16 protein-coding genes are annotated in these 17,599 nt (G+C 67.3%); 8 read left to right on the plus strand and 8 right to left on the minus strand.

The window, feature by feature from the left end; genetic code table 11:
- Positions 1-19 precede the first annotated feature (19 nt).
- Positions 20-949: an RNA polymerase sigma factor RpoH gene (gene rpoH / locus IPF36_RS22935; RefSeq protein WP_133093615.1), complete on the minus strand. Its 930-nt coding sequence runs from the start codon at positions 947-949 to the stop codon at positions 20-22.
- A gap of 347 nt (positions 950-1,296) precedes the next feature.
- Between rpoH and IPF36_RS22940 the strand changes: the two genes are divergently transcribed.
- Positions 1,297-2,175, plus strand: coding sequence for a pirin family protein (locus tag IPF36_RS22940; RefSeq protein ID WP_133093616.1), 879 nt, complete (start codon positions 1,297-1,299; stop codon positions 2,173-2,175).
- A 40-nt stretch (positions 2,176-2,215) separates the two neighbouring features.
- Here the strand turns inward: IPF36_RS22940 and ybiB are convergent, their stop codons facing one another.
- The 5 genes from ybiB to IPF36_RS22965 form a co-directional block, all read right to left on the minus strand.
- Positions 2,216-3,208 (minus strand): DNA-binding protein YbiB, encoded by a 993-nt coding sequence (gene ybiB, locus IPF36_RS22945; RefSeq protein WP_135704343.1) that lies wholly within the window; start codon positions 3,206-3,208, stop codon positions 2,216-2,218.
- Between the two features lie 105 nt (positions 3,209-3,313).
- Entirely contained in the window at positions 3,314-4,117 is an 804-nt protein-coding gene (locus tag IPF36_RS22950; protein ID WP_133093618.1) for an ABC transporter ATP-binding protein, read from the minus strand.
- An 18-nt stretch (positions 4,118-4,135) separates the two neighbouring features.
- A complete protein-coding gene (ntrB, locus tag IPF36_RS22955; RefSeq protein WP_133093619.1) occupies positions 4,136-5,059 on the minus strand; it encodes a nitrate ABC transporter permease in 924 nt (307 codons plus the stop codon).
- Between the two features lie 56 nt (positions 5,060-5,115).
- Positions 5,116-6,456 (minus strand): CmpA/NrtA family ABC transporter substrate-binding protein, encoded by a 1,341-nt coding sequence (locus IPF36_RS22960; RefSeq protein ID WP_133093620.1) that lies wholly within the window; start codon positions 6,454-6,456, stop codon positions 5,116-5,118.
- Positions 6,457-6,840: 384 nt separating this feature from the next.
- Positions 6,841-7,476 (minus strand): ANTAR domain-containing response regulator, encoded by a 636-nt coding sequence (locus IPF36_RS22965; protein WP_133093621.1) that lies wholly within the window; start codon positions 7,474-7,476, stop codon positions 6,841-6,843.
- Positions 7,477-7,717: 241 nt separating this feature from the next.
- Between IPF36_RS22965 and IPF36_RS22970 the strand changes: the two genes are divergently transcribed.
- Complete coding sequence (locus tag IPF36_RS22970) at positions 7,718-8,419, plus strand: fumarylacetoacetate hydrolase family protein (RefSeq protein ID WP_133093622.1); 702 nt, start codon at positions 7,718-7,720, stop codon at positions 8,417-8,419.
- A gap of 4 nt (positions 8,420-8,423) precedes the next feature.
- Positions 8,424-9,071: a maleylacetoacetate isomerase gene (gene maiA / locus IPF36_RS22975; protein ID WP_133093623.1), complete on the plus strand. Its 648-nt coding sequence runs from the start codon at positions 8,424-8,426 to the stop codon at positions 9,069-9,071.
- A 255-nt stretch (positions 9,072-9,326) separates the two neighbouring features.
- On the opposite strand, the gene ftsY is transcribed toward maiA, so the two are convergent.
- Positions 9,327-10,487 (minus strand): signal recognition particle-docking protein FtsY, encoded by a 1,161-nt coding sequence (gene ftsY / locus IPF36_RS22980; RefSeq protein WP_195430497.1) that lies wholly within the window; start codon positions 10,485-10,487, stop codon positions 9,327-9,329.
- A gap of 227 nt (positions 10,488-10,714) precedes the next feature.
- Between ftsY and IPF36_RS22985 the strand changes: the two genes are divergently transcribed.
- From IPF36_RS22985 to IPF36_RS23005, 5 genes are all read left to right on the plus strand, one after another.
- Positions 10,715-12,253, plus strand: coding sequence for a pitrilysin family protein (locus IPF36_RS22985; RefSeq protein ID WP_195430499.1), 1,539 nt, complete (start codon positions 10,715-10,717; stop codon positions 12,251-12,253).
- 9 nt (positions 12,254-12,262) lie between these two features.
- Complete coding sequence (locus tag IPF36_RS22990) at positions 12,263-13,654, plus strand: pitrilysin family protein (protein WP_135704350.1); 1,392 nt, start codon at positions 12,263-12,265, stop codon at positions 13,652-13,654.
- A gap of 88 nt (positions 13,655-13,742) precedes the next feature.
- The gene (gene rsmD / locus IPF36_RS22995) at positions 13,743-14,447 is read left to right on the plus strand and encodes a 16S rRNA (guanine(966)-N(2))-methyltransferase RsmD (RefSeq protein WP_195430511.1); all 705 of its coding nucleotides are present in this window, start codon (positions 13,743-13,745) and stop codon (positions 14,445-14,447) included.
- A 239-nt stretch (positions 14,448-14,686) separates the two neighbouring features.
- Positions 14,687-15,172: a pantetheine-phosphate adenylyltransferase gene (coaD, locus tag IPF36_RS23000; protein ID WP_029046761.1), complete on the plus strand. Its 486-nt coding sequence runs from the start codon at positions 14,687-14,689 to the stop codon at positions 15,170-15,172.
- Between the two features lie 67 nt (positions 15,173-15,239).
- Positions 15,240-15,500, plus strand: a complete 261-nt coding sequence (locus IPF36_RS23005) for a YfhL family 4Fe-4S dicluster ferredoxin (protein WP_029046762.1) — start codon at positions 15,240-15,242, stop codon at positions 15,498-15,500.
- Between the two features lie 152 nt (positions 15,501-15,652).
- Here IPF36_RS23005 and IPF36_RS23010 read toward each other — a convergent pair whose 3' ends face one another.
- Positions 15,653-17,515, minus strand: a complete 1,863-nt coding sequence (locus IPF36_RS23010; RefSeq protein ID WP_135704352.1) for a PhoX family phosphatase — start codon at positions 17,513-17,515, stop codon at positions 15,653-15,655.
- Positions 17,516-17,599 lie beyond the last annotated feature (84 nt).

A 17,599-nucleotide genomic window follows, 5' to 3' on the forward strand; every position in this document is an offset into this window, starting at 1 on the left:
TTTGCATGGGTGCCCGGCATCAGGCAAATGCCTGCAGCGCCCCTTTCATCTTCTTCATCGCCGCGGCTTCGATCTGGCGGATGCGCTCCGCCGAGACGCCGAACTCGGCGGCCAGCTCATGCAGCGTGGCGCCGCCCGAGCCGTCGTCGGCCACGTTCAGCCAGCGCGCCTCGATGATCCGGCGGCTGCGCTCGTCCAGCCGGCCCAGCGCTTCTTCCAGGCCTTCGACCTGCATGCGGTCCTGGCGCTTGGCTTCCAGCACGCGCGTGGGTTCGTTGTGGTTGTCAGCCAGGTAGGCGATGGGGGCGAATTCCTCTTCGCCGTCGTCGACCTGGCCTTCCAGCGCGAGGTCGCCGCCCGACAGGCGGGTTTCCATCTCCATTACTTCTTCCGGCTTCACGTTCAGCTCGCGCGCCACGGCCTCGACCTGCTCCGGCGTGAACGTGTGCGAACCCTGCTTGTGGCTGCGCAGGTTGAAGAACAGCTTGCGCTGGGCCTTGGTGGTTGCCACCTTGACCATGCGCCAGTTCTTCAGCACGTACTCGTGGATCTCGGCCTTGATCCAGTGCATCGCATACGAGACCAGGCGTACGCCCTGCTCGGGATCGAAGCGCTTCACGGCCTTCATCAGGCCGATATTGCCTTCCTGGATCAGGTCGGCGTGCGGCAGGCCATAGCCCAGGTACTGGCGGGCGATCGACACCACCAGTCGCAGGTGGGACATCACCAGCTGGCGGGCGGCATCGACGGAATCGTTATCGCGGAGATCGCGCGCCAGGCGCTGCTCTTCCTCCGCGGTCAGCAACGGAATTCGGTGGACAGCCTGGATATAGCTGTCGAGATTGCCCACGGTCGCCGGGAAGGTCAGCGCAAAGCTGCTCCCGCTACGGGGCGCCGTCGGCAGACGGCTAGTCGTCAGGGTTTGTTCGGCAGACAAGACTGCGTTCACTCAATCGCTCCTTTCGCATCCGGCGGTTGGGTTGCCGGGTCATGTCCCGCACGTCCTTGTGGGAACGGCGGCGGCACTGCAACACATCTTAGCACTCCATCCGGGTGAGTGCTAATTGGAGTCCCAACGGTCTTGATAGTTCCCGTCGATTGACTCACCGCATAGAATAGCAATAACGCTATGAAGCGGCTTCGGGGATACTCGTGGCTGGGTACACTGGTGTTAGAGCGAATGTGTGCCCGCCGGTTCTGCATGCCAGTGGAATGATTTGTTGCGCCAGCGGCTACACTCGACGCAAGCGGCGGCAAGCTGGCACGCTTGCCGATCTCTCATACTCCGGAGGAGCTATGTCTGCTATCGAACACTTGTTAAAACCGCATGTGCGCGACCTGGGCGATTTCACCGTGCGCCGCCTGCTGCCGGCCGCTGCGACCCAGACGGTCGGGCCATTTATCTTCTTCGACCATATGGGGCCGGTGCAGATGCCGCCGGGCGAGGGTGCCGATGTGCGCCCGCATCCGCATATCGGGCTGGCGACCGTCACATACCTGTTCGAAGGCGAGATCATTCACCGCGACAGTCTCGGCAGCGAGCAGGCGATCCGGCCGGGCGACGTCAACTGGATGACTGCCGGCCACGGCATCGTCCATTCGGAGCGCTCGCCCGATTCCGCGCGCGCCGACGGCGCGCGCCTGCACGGCATCCAGACATGGGTGGCATTGCCGCAGTCGCACGAGACCGACGAACCGTCCTTCTTCCACCATCCCGCTGCAACGCTGCCGCGCATCGAGCGGCCGGGGGTGCGCATGGTGGTGATCGCCGGCGATGCCTTCGGCAAGACTTCGCCGGTCAAGGTCTTCAGCCGCACCCTGTACGTGGCGATCGAGCTGGATGCGGGCGCGAGCGTGGAGATCCCCGCCGACCATGCCGAGCGCGGCATCTACCCGGTGGACGGCGCGGTGTCGCTGGACGGCGAGCCGCTGCCGGCCGAGCACATGGTGGTGCTGACGCCCGGGCAGCCGGCGCTGCTGATGGCGACGGCGCCTTCGCGCGTGATGCTGCTGGGAGGCGACCCGACCGACGGCCGCCGCTTCATCTACTGGAATTTCGTGGCCAGCAGCAAGGAAGCCATCGAGTCCGCTGCCAGACGCTGGGAGGACGACCAGTTTCCGCGCGTGCCGGGCGACGAGCGCGAGCGCATCCCGCTGCCGGCGCGCAAGCCCTGAACCGGGCGGTCCGGGCTCAGACCGCGCTCAGACCGCGCGTTTAGACCGGACTGGCCCAGGTGACGCGGGTGCCGAGCTTCAGGCACTCGCGGATGGCTTCGACCTGCGTGGCGATTGGCGCCGGCACCGGCACGGCGCCATCGAGCACGCGCCGGATCCATGCCGCGGTCAGGCCGGCATCATTGCCGGGCGGCAGATCCGGCACTTCGGCCAGCGATCCGCCGGAGGGATCGACCAGCGTCTGCTGGTGCCCTTCATGCAGCCAGTCGATGCGGCCGCTGCGGCGCGCATCGGCCACCACTTCGCCTTCGGTGCCGCGTGCCAGCAGCACGTTGGCCGGCTCGTGAGAGAAATAGTCGGTCAGCGTCTCGCGGTATTCCGGGTGGGTATAGCTATACAGCCGCAAGCCTTCAGCCGGCGCGTGCTCGCCCACCGGCTGCAGCATCTTGGCCACGGTATGCGACGAGTTGCGCAAGCCGATCACGGTGCGCCGCTCCAGCAGCTGCGACAGGCCCGGCGACAGCACATCGACCGGCAGCACCGCCAGCGGGCCGTCGCCGCCGGTCTCGCGCAGCCGTGCCGAGGCTTCGGCCGTGCTGGCGCACAGGGGAATGCCCAGCGCCTCGAACAGGGTCATGCTGGTGATGCGGTCATTGAAGACGCGCGTCCCGTGCACCAGTACGGGGATGCCGTCGCGAGCCAGCAGCAGCGCCAGCAGCGGCACCAGGTTTGGCTGCTTGCGTGCGCCGTTGTAGCTGGGGATCACTACCACCTGGCGCTCGGGCGGCGCGGGCAGCGGTTGGCAGTGCGCATGGGCGGCCTCGAGCATGCCGGCCAGTTCGTGCGGGGCCTCGCCCTTGATGCGGTAGGCCATCAGGATCGCGCCCAGCTCCAGGTCGGACACGCGCCCAGCCAGCATCGCGTCGAACAGGGTCTTGGCGTCGTCGCGCGGCAGCGCGCGCGCGCCGTTGACGCCACGGCCGACTTCCTTGATATAGCGGGCGGCGGAAAACGGGTTGGCTGGCGTGGTCATGGCGGCTTGGGGGAGGAGTCTGTTCTGGGTTCATGATAGCGGAGCAGCGCCGTCGCGCCCATCGCCGCCCGTTGCCACGGACGAGCGCGACGGCGGGGAGCACGCTCAGGCTGCTTCCTGGAGCGCGGGATTGCGCTGTTTGCGGTAGAGAAAGTCCAGCACCGCGGTACGGCAGGCGTGGTAGTCCTTGTCGTCGGCCAGCGCCACGCGGTCGCGCGGGCGCGGCAGGTCCACCCTGAGGATCTCGCCGATGGTGGCGGCCGGGCCGTTGGTCATCATCACGATGCGGTCGGCGAGCAGCACGGCCTCGTCGACATCGTGCGTGACCATCACCACCGTGCTGCGCGTGCGCGCCACGATCTTGATCAGTTCGTCCTGCAGGTGTGCGCGGGTCAGGGCATCGAGCGCGCCGAAGGGTTCGTCCATCAGCAGCACCTTGGGCGCCATCGCCAGCGCGCGGGCAATGCCGACGCGCTGCTTCATGCCGCCGGAGATCTCGTGCGGATACTTGCCCTCGGCGTGCGTCAGGCCCACGAGTGCCAGCGTCTCGTGCGTGCGCGTCTTCAGTTCAGCCTTGCCTTCGCTGGCACCGAACACACGCTCCACGCCCAGGTAGACGTTCTCGAAGCAGGTCAGCCACGGCAGCAGCGAATGGTTCTGGAACACCACGGCGCGCTCCGGCCCGGGTCCGGCGATCTCGCGCCCGGCGCAGATCAGCGCGCCGGTGGTCGGCGTGGCCAGCCCCGCGATCAGGTTCAGCAGCGTGGACTTGCCACAGCCGGAGTGGCCGATCAGCGTAATGAACTCGCCCTCGGCGATCTGAAGGTTGATGTCGCGCAGGGCGACGAACGGCCCTTTGCGCGTCTTGAAGGTCTGTCCGACGTTCTCGATGCTGACGAACTTGTCCATGGCGTCTCTCCCTCGCTTTTAGTTGGCGCCGTAGCTGAAGCGCCGTGCCAGTGCCAGCAATGCATGCTCGAGCATCAGTCCGATGATGCCGATCACGAAGATCGCGATCACGATGTGCTCGACCTTCAGGTTGTTCCACTCGTCCCACAGCCAGAAGCCGATGCCGGTGCCGCCGGTCAGCATCTCGGCCGCGACGATCACCAGCCACGCCGTGCCGATCGACAGCCGCACGCCGGTCAGCATGTAGGGCAGCACCGCGGGAAACAGCACCCGCGTGAACACCTTCCATTCCGACAGGTCAAGCACGCGCGCCACGTTCAGGTAGTCCTGCGGCACGCGCGTGACGCCTACCGCGGTGTTGATCACCATCGGCCAGATCGAGCAGATGAAGATGGCCCAGATCGCCGCCGGGTTGGCAGCCTTGAACAGCAGCAGCCCGATCGGCAGCCACGCCAGCGGCGAGACCGGCCGCAGCAGGCTGATCACGGGCGACGCCATCGCGTTCAGGAATGCAAAGCGCCCGATCAGGAAGCCCGCCGGAATGCCGATCACGGCGGCCAGGCCGAAGCCCGCGGCCACGCGCGCCAGCGACGCCAGCACATTCCAGCCGATGCCCTGGTCGTTGGGGCCGTTGCGGTAGAACGGGTCGGAGAACAGCGGCACCGCCGCGTTCCACGTTGCACCCGGCGTCGGAATCGCCGGGATCAGCGTGGCGATGCCGTGCCAGGCCATCACGAACACGGCAAAGCCCAGGATCGGCGGCACGGCCTTGAGCACCAGCGCGCCGAGCAGGTCTTGGCGTTGTGCGTGGCGTTGTGCGCGCCGTTCCTGCGCGGCGATTTCCAGCTCGCGCCGCCGTGCGCGTTCCTTGATGTCGGTGTCGGTGGCGGCGACATTGGCAGCATTGGCGCCTTCAGGCGCGGTGTGGGCGATGGCATTCACATCGGGCTCCTTTATCCAGGGGCGCTGCGGATCGGTGGGGTGGTGGCGGCCTGTGGTCAAGCGTTCTGCGCGCCGGCCTTGATCTTGAAGCCGTCGGCATACGCCTTCGGGTCCTTGGTGGCATCCCAGACCACGCCGTCGATCAGCTTTGCGGTACGGAAGTCGCCCTTGGGCAGCGGCACCTGCGCCGCGGTGGCGGCCTGCCTGAAGATGTCGATGCGGTTGACCTGCTTCGCCACGGCCAGGTAGTCGGGGTGCTCCTTGAGCAGGCCCCAGCGCTTGTGCTGGGTCAGGAACCACATGCCATCGGACAGGAACGGGTAGTTGGCGCTGCCGTCCTGGTAGAACTTCATGGCATCGGGATCGTCCCAGGTCTTGCCCAGGCCGTTGCTGTAGCGGCCAAGCATGCGGTCCAGGATGATGTCCATGTCGGTGTTGACGTAGGACTTGGCGGCGATGGTCTCGGCGGTCTTGCGGCGGTTCGAGGCCGAAGCGTCGATGAACTTGGACGCTTCCAGCACCGCAGCCACCATCGCGCGCGCGGTGTTGGGGTACTTCTGCACGAATTCCGCGGTGGTGCCGAGCGTCTTCTCCGGATGGTTCTTCCAGATCGACTGGGTGGTCTCGGCGGTAAAGCCGATCTTGTCGGCGATGGCGCGCGCGCCCCAGGGCTCGCCCACGCAGAAGCCGTCCATGTTGCCCACGCGCATGTTGGCCACCATCTGCGGCGGCGGCACGGTGATGGCCTTGGCGTCCTGCATCGGGTTGATGCCGTTGGCCGCGAGCCAGTAGTACAGCCACATCGCGTGCGTGCCGGTGGGGAAGGTCTGCGCGAAGGTGTAGTCGCGCTTTTCCTTCATCATCAGCGCCTTCAGGCTGGCACCGTCGCGCACGCCTTTCTCGGCCAGCTTGGACGACAGCGTGATGGCCTGGCCGTTGTAGTTCAGGTTCATCAGGACCGCCATGTCTTTCCTGGGGCCGCCGATGCCGAGCTGCACGCCGTAGATCAGGCCGTACAGCACGTGCGCGGCGTCGAGCTCGCCGTTGACCAGCTTGTCGCGCACGCCGGCCCACGAGGCTTCCTTGGTCGGCGTGATCTTGATCCCGTACTTCTTGTCGAGGCCGAGCGTGGACGCCATCACCACCGAGGCGCAGTCGGTCAGCGGGATGAAGCCGATGCGCACGTCGGTCTTCTCGGGGGCGTCGGAGCCCGCCGCCCACGCCCCGGCGCGCACCAGCGGATCGACCAGCGTCATCACGCTGGCGCCGGCGATGGTCGCCAGCGCGCGGCGGCGGCCGCTGCTGGCCGGCACCGCGTCGGCTGCGGCCGCCGAGGCGGCTTCGGAGGCGTTCACCGCCGCGTGCAGCGGCTTGGCAATCCTGAGGCGAGAGGGCATTGCGAAACTCCAAGAAAAAAGCGTCCCCGTCCGTGCCGGCTTCGCCAGAAGACGGGTACGGTGCAGGGACGCCGTTGTCCATGGCGTGACGCAGCCTGCGTTGGCTGGGTCCGCCTAAATTGTGATCGGCCGCCGTTGGCCGATGCCTGCATATCGCAAGGCGTGTGCCAGCCTGTGCGGTGCAGCATTTCGGGGCGGAACCGTGCCGGCGGAGTGATGCTTCGGGATGAAATGAGCGAACGCGGTGCGTGCGCCGGCTGCGCTGCCGCATCCCGGGGCAGAGCCGAGGACGGCGGGGCGCGAAGGATTCGCTTTGGGGCAGCGCCAGTATCGTGCATTGCACCAGCCGCGGGCTGTGGCGCCACGCGGCCGGCAGGCGGGCGTTCAGCCCATGACGTCGATCACGCGCTGGGCTGCATCGACCAGCTTCAGGCCGCGCTCCATCGCCATGCTGCGCAGGCGCTTGTAGGCCTCGTCCTCGGTGATGCCGCGCGCCTGCATCAGCAGGCCCTTGGCGCGCTCGACCACCTTGCGCTCGGCCAGCTTGAGGCGGGTGGCGTCGAGTTCGGCGCGCAGTTGCTGGTCCAGCTCGAAGCGGGCATAGGCGACGTCGAGCACCGTCTTGACGCGCTCGGCGCGCAGGCCGTCGACGATATAGGCGGTGATGCCCGCCGACAGCGCGGCCTTGATGCGCTGGCTGTCGTCGTTGTCGGTGAACAGCACAATGGGGCGCGGCGCATGCTGGGTCGAGACGCAGACGTGCTCGATGGTGTCGCGCGCGGCCGATTCCGAGGCGATGATCAGCATGTCGGGCTGGGTCGCGGTGATCACGTCCGGCAGCCGCAAGTCGGCATCGACGATCTGGATCTCGCTGAAGCCCGCGCTGACCAGTCCGTTGCGGATGGTCTCGACGTTGAGTGGGTTACCGTCAAGGGGATCGCGCACCAGCAGGATACGCAGCGCCCGACCGGCGGCGGGGGCAGGCGTCGATGGCGATGGGGGCGGATGGCGTCGGGTCATGGCTTGATTCTGTTGCAGTGCGCCATGCAAGATTCGCGCCGGGTTCGGCGGTCCACGCTGCACTGCCGTGGTGCAGAGTGGTCGCGGGCCCGCCTGGATTCATTGTATGCCGTCGTACGCAGCCCACCGCGCGCGGTGTATCCTGTGGCCCTGCCGCGCCGGGGGCGTCTGCTGGCGACGCCGCGATGCACACCCTCGCATCCCGGCTGCGGGACCGATCAGAAAAAATCTGGAGAGATGCATGACCGAATTCGTGTTCGCCCCGCCGGCCCCCGTTGGGGTGCCGGTGCGTGGCAGCGACGCTAGCTTCCCGGTCCGCCGCGTGTACTGCGTCGGCCGCAACTATGCTGCCCATGCCCGCGAAATGGGCTCGGACCCCGACCGCGAACCGCCGTTCTTCTTCTGCAAGCCGGCCGACGCGGTCAGCTACGTCGCCGACGGCACCGAAGGGGCGTTCCCGTACCCGCCGGGCACCAGCAACTGCCACTATGAAGTGGAGCTGGTGGTGGCGATCGGCACGGGCGGGCGCGACATCCCGGTGGAAAGCGCCGCGCAGCACGTGTTCGGCTACGCCGTGGGCCTGGACATGACCCGCCGCGACCTGCAGAACGAGTCCAAGAAAACCGGCCGCCCCTGGGAAACCGGCAAGGCCTTCGACAAGTCGGCGCCGATCGGCCCGATCGTGCCGGTCTCGGCCATCGGCCATCCGCAGAAGGGCGAAGTGACGCTGTCGGTCAACGGCGTGGAGAAGCAGCGCGGCGACCTGTCGGACCTGATCTGGTCGGTGCCGGAGATGGTGTCGTACCTGTCCAGGCTGTTCGAGTTGCAGCCGGGCGACCTGATCTTCAGCGGTACGCCTGAAGGCGTGGGCCCGGTGGTCAAGGACGATGTCATGCAATGCCACGTCGGCGGCGTGGGCGACCTCACCATCAAGGTAGTCTGATCCGATGCTCAAGCTCTACAGCTACTTCCGCAGCTCAGCCTCGTTCCGCGTGCGCATCGCGCTGGAACTGAAGGGGCTGCCGTACGAATACGTGCCGGTGCACCTGCTCAAGGACGGCGGCCAGCAGCTCAAGCCCGAATTCCGCGCGGTGAACCCTGACGGCCTGGTGCCGGCGCTGGCCGACGACGGCAACGTGCTGCAGCAATCGCTGGCCATCGTCGAATACCTGGACGAAGTCCATCCCGAGCCGAAGCTGCTACCCGGCACGGCGCTGGACCGCGCCTATGTGCGCGGGCTGGCGCAGGAAATCGCGTGCGAGATCCATCCGCTGAACAACCTGCGCGTGCTCAAGTACCTGAAGCACAAGGTGGGTGTGACTGACGAGGTCAAGGACGCGTGGTACCGCCACTGGATCGAGCTGGGCTTCGAGTCGCTGCAGGCCAACCTGGCGCGCGGCGGCAAGGCGGGGCGCTTCTGCCTTGGCGATACGCCGACGCTGGCCGATATCTGCCTGGTGCCGCAGGTGTTCAATGCGCAGCGCTTCAATGTCGACGTGAGCCGCTATCCGGCGATCGCGAGGATCTACGAAGCGTGCATGGCGATGGAGGCGTTCCAGAAGGCGGAGCCGAAGGCGCAGCCGGACGCGGAGTGAGCGTGTTGCTTTGATGTGCTGAGGGTTTGCTCCCCTCTCCCGCTTGCGGGAGAGGGGCAGGGGTGAGGACTGGAGGGTCTCAACGGCTGACGCCTGTGGGTTCAAACCGCTGGCCTCGCTTCACGTGGTTCCTTGCTAGACCACCCCTCACCCCAACCCTCTCCCCATGAGGGGAGAGGGAGAACACCTTGCTTGGGCCAGCTCGGGCGGCTTGGGAGCACCCAAAACCGTTGGCATCGGCGTTGTTCTGGATGCTTATCCCAGAAGCGCTTCGGCGAATTCCTCCGCCTTGAACGGCTGCAGATCCTCCACCTTCTCGCCCACGCCGATGAAGTACACCGGCACCGGGCGCTGGCGTGCGATCGCCGCCAGGATGCCGCCCTTGGCTGTCCCGTCCAGCTTGGTCACGACCAGGCCGGTCAGCCCCAGCGCATCGTCGAAGGCGCGGGTTTGCTGCAGCGCGTTCTGGCCGGTATTGGCGTCGATCACCAGCAGCACCTCATGCGGCGCGGTCGGCATGGCCTTGCTGATGACGCGCTTGACCTTCTTCAGCTCTTCCATCAGGTGCAGCTGCGTCGGCAGGCGGCCGGCGGTATCGGCCATCACGATGTCGATGCCGCGCGCCTTGGCCGCGTTCACCGCGTCGAAGATCACCGCGGCGGGGTCGCCGCTTTCCTGCGCCACCACCGTGACGTTGTTGCGCTCGCCCCAGATCGTCAGCTGTTCGCGCGCGGCGGCGCGGAAGGTATCGCCGGCGGCCAGCAGCACCTTCTGGTCGTAGCGCTGGAAGTGCTTGCACAGCTTGCCGATGCTGGTGGTCTTGCCGGCGCCGTTGACGCCCGCGATCATCATCACCAGCGGCTGTTCGCGGCCCAGCGCCATGGTCTTTTCCAGCGGGCGCAGCAGGTCGGTCAGAAGCGTCTTGAGCGCGGCCTTGACGCCTTCGGCCGATTCGATGCGCTCGGACCTGACCCGCTTGCGCAGCTCGGCGAGCAGATATTCGGTGGCTTCCACGCCCGCGTCGGCCATCAGCAGCGCGGTCTCCAGCTCCTCGAACAGCGCCTCGTCGACCTTGACGCCGACGAACAGCGTGCCGATGTTGCGGCTGGTCTTGGACAGGCCGGTACGCAGCCGCTGCATCCATCCTTGCCGGGCTTCGGCGCTGGTGGCGGGCGGGGGGACCAGTTCAAGCGTTTCGATGGTGGCGGCCTCGGGCGCGGCCTGGGACACGGCCACGGGGGCCGGCGCCGGGGGCGGCACCTGGGCGGGGACTGGTGTCGGCGTCGGGACCGGAGCCGGGGTAGGGGCCGGGGCAGGCGTGGGGGTGGGCGCGGGCGCCTCTAGCGGCGCGGGTGCCGGCGCTGGCGTTTCGACGGACGCGGGCTCGGCCTTGCGCTTCTTCCAGAAACTAAACATTGGGGAATGGAGTCAATACCGGGGCCGCTACCCTGGTGGCACACTGCCGGCAGGCGACCGGTTAATAATCAAGGGCTTACGCTGACATCGCGAAGGTCGGGGAGAACCCGTTGTGGTCCCGGCCGGCGATTGCGTATAGTTCGCTACATCAGTTCGCTACATGGCTGATCCGCGCGCGCATGCCGCCCGCGCGGATCGATCGGCAAAATTCTAGCAGACGGGGTCGCATGAACCATTGCGCTGTCCTGACCGCGGCGGGCGCCGAAGGTGCCCAAGCACGCATCCAACGGCATTCCCAGCCTACGTCCTCAGCACTTCCAGCCGGCGCCGCGCGCCTGGCGCGGCGCATCGTCCCGGCGTTGCTGCTCGGCCTGCTCCCCTGGTCATTGCCGGCCGGCGCCCAAGGCGTGGTCGGATCGCCGATGCCTTCCGCGCAGACCGCGCCCGCCGGCGCCACCGCGCATGGCACCACCGAATACCGGCTCTCCAACGGCCTGCGGCTGATCGTCAAGGAAGACCACCGGGCGCCCACGGTGGCGCACCAGATCTGGTACCGCGTCGGCGGCATCGACGAAGTCAGCGGCACCACGGGCGTGGCCCACATGCTCGAGCACATGATGTTCAAGGGCACGCCCAAGGTCGGCGTGGGCGAGTTCTCCAAGCAGGTGGCGGCACTGGGCGGGCGCGAGAACGCCCTGACCAACCGCGACTTCACCATGTACTACCAGCAGATCGGCAAGCAGTACCTGCCGAAGATGATGGAGCTGGAGGCCGACCGCATGGCCAACCTCATCATCAAAAAGGACGAGTTCGACCGCGAGATGAAGGTGGTGATGGAAGAGCGCCGCCTGCGCACCGACGACTCGTCGCGCGGCACCGTCTATGAGCAACTGCTCGCCACCGTCTATACCGCGGCGGCGTATCGCCATCCGGTGATCGGCTGGATGGACGACCTGGTCAATATGCGGGTCGAGGACGTCAGGGACTGGTACCGCCAGTGGTACGTGCCGAACAACGCGATGGTGATCGTCACCGGCGACGTCAAGGCCGAGGAAGTGCGCGCGCTCGCCCAGCGCTACTACGGCAAGCTCAAGCCGCGCACGCTGCCGCTGCGCAAGGACCAGGAAGAGCCGGAGCAGAAGGGCATCAAGCGCATCTGGGTCAAGGCACCGGCCGAGAACCCGTACATGGTGATGGCATACAAGGTGCCGCGGCTGCGCGATGTCGAGAAGGACGTCGACCCGTACGCGCTGGAAGTCCTGGCGGCCGTGCTCAACGGCTACGACAATGCCCGCCTGACGCGCGAACTGGTGCGCGAGCAGCGCCTGGCCGACGACGTCAACGTCGGCTACGACAGCATCAACCGCGGCGAGTCGCTGTTCGTCCTCGACGGCACGCCCGCGGCCGGCCACAGCACCGACGAGATCGAGCGCGCCCTGCGCGCCGAGATCCAGCGCATTGCCAAGGAAGGGGTCTCGCCGGAAGAGCTCAAGCGGGTCAAGGCGCAGGTGGTGGCCGGGCAGATCTACAAGCGCGATTCGGTGTTCGGGCAAGGCATGGAGATCGGCGTATCCGAGATTTCTGATCTCTCGTGGCGCCAGATCGACCGTATGCTCGACAAGATCAAGGCCGTCACGCCGGCGCAGGTGCAGGCAGTCGCCTCGAAGTATTTCAACGACGATAACCTGACCGTGGCCACGCTGGTGCCGCAGCCGATCGATCCGAACAAGCCCAAGACCCAGGCCCCGTCGGGCCTGCGCCACTGAGGAACGACCATGTCCCAGTCCGCCACTTCATTCAATGCGCGGCCCCGCACGCTGCGCATGCTGGCCGGCGCGGCGCTCGGCGCCGCCATGCTGCTGGCCGCGCAGCTGGCCCAGGCCGCGATCCCGATCGAGCACTGGACCGCATCCACCGGCGCGCGCGTGTACTTTGTCCACAGCCCGTCGATCCCGATGCTCGACGTCAATATCGACTTCGATGCCGGCAGCCGCTATGACCCGCCCGGCAAGGCCGGCCTGGCGACGCTGACGGCGGCGCTGCTGGACAAGGGCGCGGGCGCGCAGGACGGCCAGCCGGCCCGTGACGAGGCGCAGATTGCCGACGCCTTTGCCGATACCGGAGCGGCTTTCGGCGGCGCGGCGGGCGGCGACCGCGGCGGCATCGGGCTGCGCACGCTGACCGCGCAACTCGAGCTGGACCAGTCGGTGGCGCTGGCCGCGCAGCTGATCAAGGCGCCGACCTACCCGGACGCCGTGGTCGGGCGCGAGAAGCAGCGCCTGATCACCGCCATCCGCGAGGCCGACACCAAGCCGGGGGTGATTGCCGACAAGGCGCTGTCCAGGGCCATGTACCCGGACCATCCCTACGGCATCGCGGCTACGCCGGAGAGCGTGCAGTCGATCACGCGCGATGACATCGCCAGATTCTGGCGCGACAACTACGGCGCGCAGCGCGCGGTGGTGACGCTGATCGGCGCCATCGACCGCAAGCAGGCCGAAGCCCTTGCCGAGCGGCTTACGAGCGGGCTGCCGCAGGGCAGTGCCGCCCCGGCGCTGCCGCAGGTCAAGCTCAACATCCCGGCCAGCGAGCAGCGCCTGCCGCATCCGGCGCAGCAATCGAGCGTGGCCATCGGCCAGCCGTCGATCGCGCGCGGCGACCCTGACTACTTCGCGCTGCTGGTGGGCAACTACGTGCTTGGCGGCGGCGGTTTCAGTTCGCGCCTGACCGACGAGGTGCGCGAGAAGCGCGGACTGACCTACGGTGTCGACAGCTATTTCGCGCCGTCGAAACAGCCGGGGCCGTTCGGCATCAGCCTGCAGACCAAGAAGGCGCAGACCGATGAAGCGCTGGCATTGGTGCGCCAGGTGCTGGCGCGCTTTGTCGCGGAAGGGCCGACCGACAAGGAACTGCGCGCGGCCAAGGACAACCTGATCAACGGCTTCCCGCTGCGCATCGACAACAACCGCAAGCTGCTGACGAACGTTGCCAATATCGGCTGGTACGGACTGCCGCTGGACTATCTTGACACCTGGACCGCGCAGGTCGGCAAGGTCACCCGCGAGCAGGTCAGGGCGGCCTTCCAGCGCCATGTGCGCCCGGACGGCATGGCCACGGTGATCGTCGGCGGCCCGGTGGGAAGCGCGCCGACCGCATCGCGGAAGTGATGCAGGCGCCTCAACGCGCGGGTCCGCCTATGCGCGCGGCCTCACGCGTGGCTGCGGCGAACCGTCCCGCAGGCTCTACAATCACGGGATGAATTCGCGTTCCCGATTGCCTTCGCCCGCTCCCGGCGGGCGTACTCCTTCCTCCGCGCCGGCCGCTGCCGCCGGCGGACGTTCTCCCGCAGCCCCTCCGCGCCCGGTGCCGCGCCAGGCGCCGTCCCAGGTCCGCATCATCGGCGGGCGCTGGAAGCGTACGCTGCTGCCGGTGCCGGACGCTCAGGGTTTGCGTCCGACGCCCGACCGCGTGCGCGAAACCCTGTTCAACTGGCTCGGCCAGGACCTGTCGGGGCTAGCCTGCCTGGACCTGTTCGCCGGCTCCGGCGCGCTCGGCTTCGAAGCCGCCTCCCGCGGCGCGGCTGCAGTAACGCTGGTGGAATTCAACCCGCGCGCAGCCAGGCAGCTGCGCGACAACCAGTACCGGCTCGATGCCAGCCAGGTGCGCGTCGTGCAGGGCGATGCCTTTACGGTCGCGGCGCAGCTGCCCGACGGCAGCTTCGACGTGGTGTTCCTGGACCCGCCCTTTGCCGAGGACTGGATCGGCCCGTCGCTGGAGCATGCCGCGCGGCTGCTGCGGCCCGGTGGCGCCGTCTATGTCGAAACCGACCATGCGCTGACCGGCGTCGACGCCCCGGTCCCGGCATCGCTTGAGATCGTGCGCCATGCGCGCGCCGGCGCGGTGCATTTCCATCTGCTGCAGCACCGCCAGCACCCACAGCACGGCAACGGCGCCGGTTGACGGCCTGCTCCGGGATTGCGCGAAGCTCCAGTTTCGCCATGCGCTAAGGGCACCTTCCCGATTGCGGAACGGATTCTTGGGTGCAGTGCCGCAAAACGGTGTGCCGCCCGCCTTCCAAGTGGCGCATTTAGGGTTACACTACGCCGCTGTCACAACGCTCGCGACGCAGCACCCGCGCCGGTCCGGCCGGCGAACGAGGCGGCCACAACGGCCGGCAGCGGGCAGATCAAGGAGGAAGTATGGTCATCGCGGTCTATCCCGGCACCTTCGATCCAATGACCCGGGGACACGAGGATCTGGTCCGCCGTGCGTCGAACATCTTCGACGAACTGGTGGTCGGCGTGGCGCACAGCCCCAACAAGCGCCCGTTCTTTTCGCTCGACGAGCGCATCGGCATTGCCCGCGAAGTGCTCGGGCACTATCCCAACGTCCGCGTGGAAGGATTCGCCGGGCTGCTCAAGGACTTCGTGCGCAAGAACAATGCGCGCGTGATAGTGCGCGGCCTGCGCGCGGTGTCCGACTTCGAGTACGAATTCCAGATGGCGGGCATGAACCGCTACCTGCTGCCCGACGTGGAAACCATGTTCCTGACCCCGTCGGACCAGTACCAGTTCATCTCCGGCACCTTCGTGCGCGAGATCGCGGTGCTGGGCGGCGATGTCAGCAAGTTCGTGTTCCCGTCGGTGGAGCGCTGGCTGCAAGAGAAAATCGCCAAACCGGAATAAAATACGGCTTCAGACACGTCAGACCGCGGCCAGTCGGGCGCGGGCGTGTCCGCAGGAAGGAAACACCATGGCGCTGATGATCACCGACGACTGCATCAACTGCGACGTTTGTGAACCCGAGTGCCCGAACGAAGCCATTTCGATGGGGCCCGAGATCTATGAAATCGACCCCAACAAGTGCACCGAGTGCGTAGGACACTTCGACGAGCCGCAATGCCAGCAGGTCTGCCCGGTCGCCTGCATCCCCAAGGATCCGAACCGGGTGGAGTCGCAAGAGGTGCTGATGCAGCGCTACCGGCTGCTGACCGCGGCCAAGCACGCTGCCTGATCGGCTGGCCGTCGGCCCGCATCGCTTCGCACCACGCCGCACCAAGTCGCACTGCACTCAGAGGTAAAAAAAGCCCCCGTCACCGCAAGGTGGCGGGGGCTTAACTTTTCCCCAGTTACTACGGTACTACGACACTACACGGTACAACGCGGTCACGCACCCATCGGCTTGCCATCCGTGCGGCGCACGACGATGGTCGACGAGCGCGGCGGCTTGGCGGCGTCCGGCCACTGGCCGGTCGGGTGCTGGATGTTGATGAAGCAGGTGGTCAGGTCCGGCGTGTAGGCGATGCCGGTGATCTCGCAACCCTTCGGTCCCACCAGGAAGCGCTTCGACTGCCCCGTCGGCGAGATGTAGTACATGCTGTTGTTGCCGAAGGTGTTGGTGTAGGTCGAGCTGGTGCTGGAGTCGGTCTGCACCCACAGGCGGCCCTTCGGGTCCACGCGCAGGCCGTCCGGGCTCGAGAAGGTATCGCCGTTGATGTTGCCCTTCAGGTTGTCCGTGGCCAGCGACGGGTCGCCGGCCTGCAGCAGGATGCTCCAGGTGAAGGTGGTGGCCAGCGGCGAGTCGCCGGCTTCCTTCCACTGGACGATGTGGCCGTGCAGGTTCTGCACGCGCGGGTTGGCGGCGTCGGTTTGCTGGCGGCCGCTGTTGTTGGTCAGCGTGCAGTAGACGGTCTTGTCCAGGCCGACCGTGATCCATTCCGGGCGGTCCATCAGCGTGCCGCCGGCCACGCGCGCGGCCGCCTTGGTGTTGACCAGCACGTCGGCCTGCGTGGCGAAGTCGACCGTGGTCGGTGCCGGTGCGGTGGCGAACTGGGTCCAGTTGCCCGGATCCGAGGCGCCGACGGTCAGGCCGTTCTTGCCTTGCGTCAGCTCGATCCACTGCCCGCTGCCGTCGGCGTTGAACTTCGCCACGTACAGCGTGCCGCTGTCCAGCAGGTTGGCGTTGGCGGCGCGATCGTTGGGGTCGAACGCCTTGCTCGGGATGAACTTGTAGATGCAGCCCGGCGTGCCGTCGTCGCCCATGTAGAAGGCCACGTTGTTGCCGGTGTCGGTCATGAAGGCAACGTTCTCATGGTCGAAGCGGCCCATCGCGGTGCGCTTGGCCGGCGCGCCCAGCGTGCCGTACGGGTCGATCTCGACGACCCAGCCGTAGCCCTTCTCATCCTGGATCGGATCCAGGTAGTTGTCCGTGCTTTCTTCGCAGGTCAGGTAGGTGCCCCAGGGCGTGTACCCGCTTGAGCAGTTGTTCAGCATGCCAACCACGGTCGGGCCCACCACCGGAGCGGCCGGACCACCCACGCGGTACAGCGTGTTGCCGGTGTAGCGCTTGTTGTAGATCGAGTCGCGCTTGACCTGCCACTTGCCGCTGGCAGCCAGTTCGACCTCGATCACCGAGATGCCGACCGCCGACAGCGCGATGCGCTTCTGCTCCGGCGTGGCGGTGCCTGCGCTGTAGGTGCCGCCGGCGAACAGGATGTTGTAGTCCGGCAGTTCGTGGTTGATGGCGAGCAGGCCGCCCTTCTGCGGATCGACACCCGACAGCGCGAAGAAGTGCATGCCGTCGTGGTTGCCGCCGGCCTGGCGCTCGGTTTCGGCCGACGACTGGAACGCGCCGGCATAGCCGGTGGCGCCCGCCTCGACCGGATCGCCGGCGGAGAACAGCACGTCGACGCTGTAGCCGTTCGGCACGACCACCGCGTCGGCGGTCGACTTGGCGACCGGCTCGAAGGTGACCTCATAGCTCGGCGTGACCGCGCCAGGTGCCGGACCGGGGGCCGGCGCCGGAGCGGGGGCAGGTGCGGGCGCCGGCGCGGGATCGTCGCCGCCGCCGCAGGCGGCCAGCAGGCCGCTGCCGAAGGCGGAGAACAGCGACAGGCCCACGCCGCCGCGCAGCACACGGCGGCGGGCCGGGTTGGCCGCAACGATGTCTTCCAGCCGCTGGCCGGGCACGTCAACGTCAGGCTTGGCAGCACGGCCGGCGGCGCGCGCTTCGTCGGTCAGGTACGACATGGGCTTTCCTCTCTTGCGGGTTTGTCATGCGCGCCGGCTACGATGTGATGCCGGCGCGGTGGAAACCCCGCAATGTAGGGACTG

This window comes from Cupriavidus sp. IK-TO18, from assembly GCF_015549295.1.
GTDB classification, from domain to species: Bacteria; Pseudomonadota; Gammaproteobacteria; order Burkholderiales; family Burkholderiaceae; genus Cupriavidus; species Cupriavidus oxalaticus_A.

Excerpts from the sequence above, each read along its gene's own strand:
- IPF36_RS22985 (WP_195430499.1), top strand. The coding sequence starts at position 10,715 with ATGAACCATTGCGCTGTCCTGACCGCGGCGGGCGCCGAAGGTGCCCAA.
- IPF36_RS23005 (WP_029046762.1), top strand. The coding sequence starts at position 15,240 with ATGGCGCTGATGATCACCGACGACTGCATCAACTGCGACGTTTGTGAA.
- IPF36_RS22990 (WP_135704350.1), top strand. The coding sequence starts at position 12,263 with ATGTCCCAGTCCGCCACTTCATTCAATGCGCGGCCCCGCACGCTGCGC.
- rsmD (WP_195430511.1), top strand. The coding sequence starts at position 13,743 with ATGAATTCGCGTTCCCGATTGCCTTCGCCCGCTCCCGGCGGGCGTACT.
- IPF36_RS22950 (WP_133093618.1), bottom strand. The coding sequence starts at position 4,117 with ATGGACAAGTTCGTCAGCATCGAGAACGTCGGACAGACCTTCAAGACG.
- maiA (WP_133093623.1), top strand. The coding sequence starts at position 8,424 with ATGCTCAAGCTCTACAGCTACTTCCGCAGCTCAGCCTCGTTCCGCGTG.
- IPF36_RS22965 (WP_133093621.1), bottom strand. The coding sequence starts at position 7,476 with ATGACCCGACGCCATCCGCCCCCATCGCCATCGACGCCTGCCCCCGCC.
- IPF36_RS23010 (WP_135704352.1), bottom strand. The coding sequence starts at position 17,515 with ATGTCGTACCTGACCGACGAAGCGCGCGCCGCCGGCCGTGCTGCCAAG.
- ybiB (WP_135704343.1), bottom strand. The coding sequence starts at position 3,208 with ATGACCACGCCAGCCAACCCGTTTTCCGCCGCCCGCTATATCAAGGAA.
- coaD (WP_029046761.1), top strand. The coding sequence starts at position 14,687 with ATGGTCATCGCGGTCTATCCCGGCACCTTCGATCCAATGACCCGGGGA.
- ftsY (WP_195430497.1), bottom strand. The coding sequence starts at position 10,487 with ATGTTTAGTTTCTGGAAGAAGCGCAAGGCCGAGCCCGCGTCCGTCGAA.
- IPF36_RS22940 (WP_133093616.1), top strand. The coding sequence starts at position 1,297 with ATGTCTGCTATCGAACACTTGTTAAAACCGCATGTGCGCGACCTGGGC.
- IPF36_RS22970 (WP_133093622.1), top strand. The coding sequence starts at position 7,718 with ATGACCGAATTCGTGTTCGCCCCGCCGGCCCCCGTTGGGGTGCCGGTG.
- IPF36_RS22960 (WP_133093620.1), bottom strand. The coding sequence starts at position 6,456 with ATGCCCTCTCGCCTCAGGATTGCCAAGCCGCTGCACGCGGCGGTGAAC.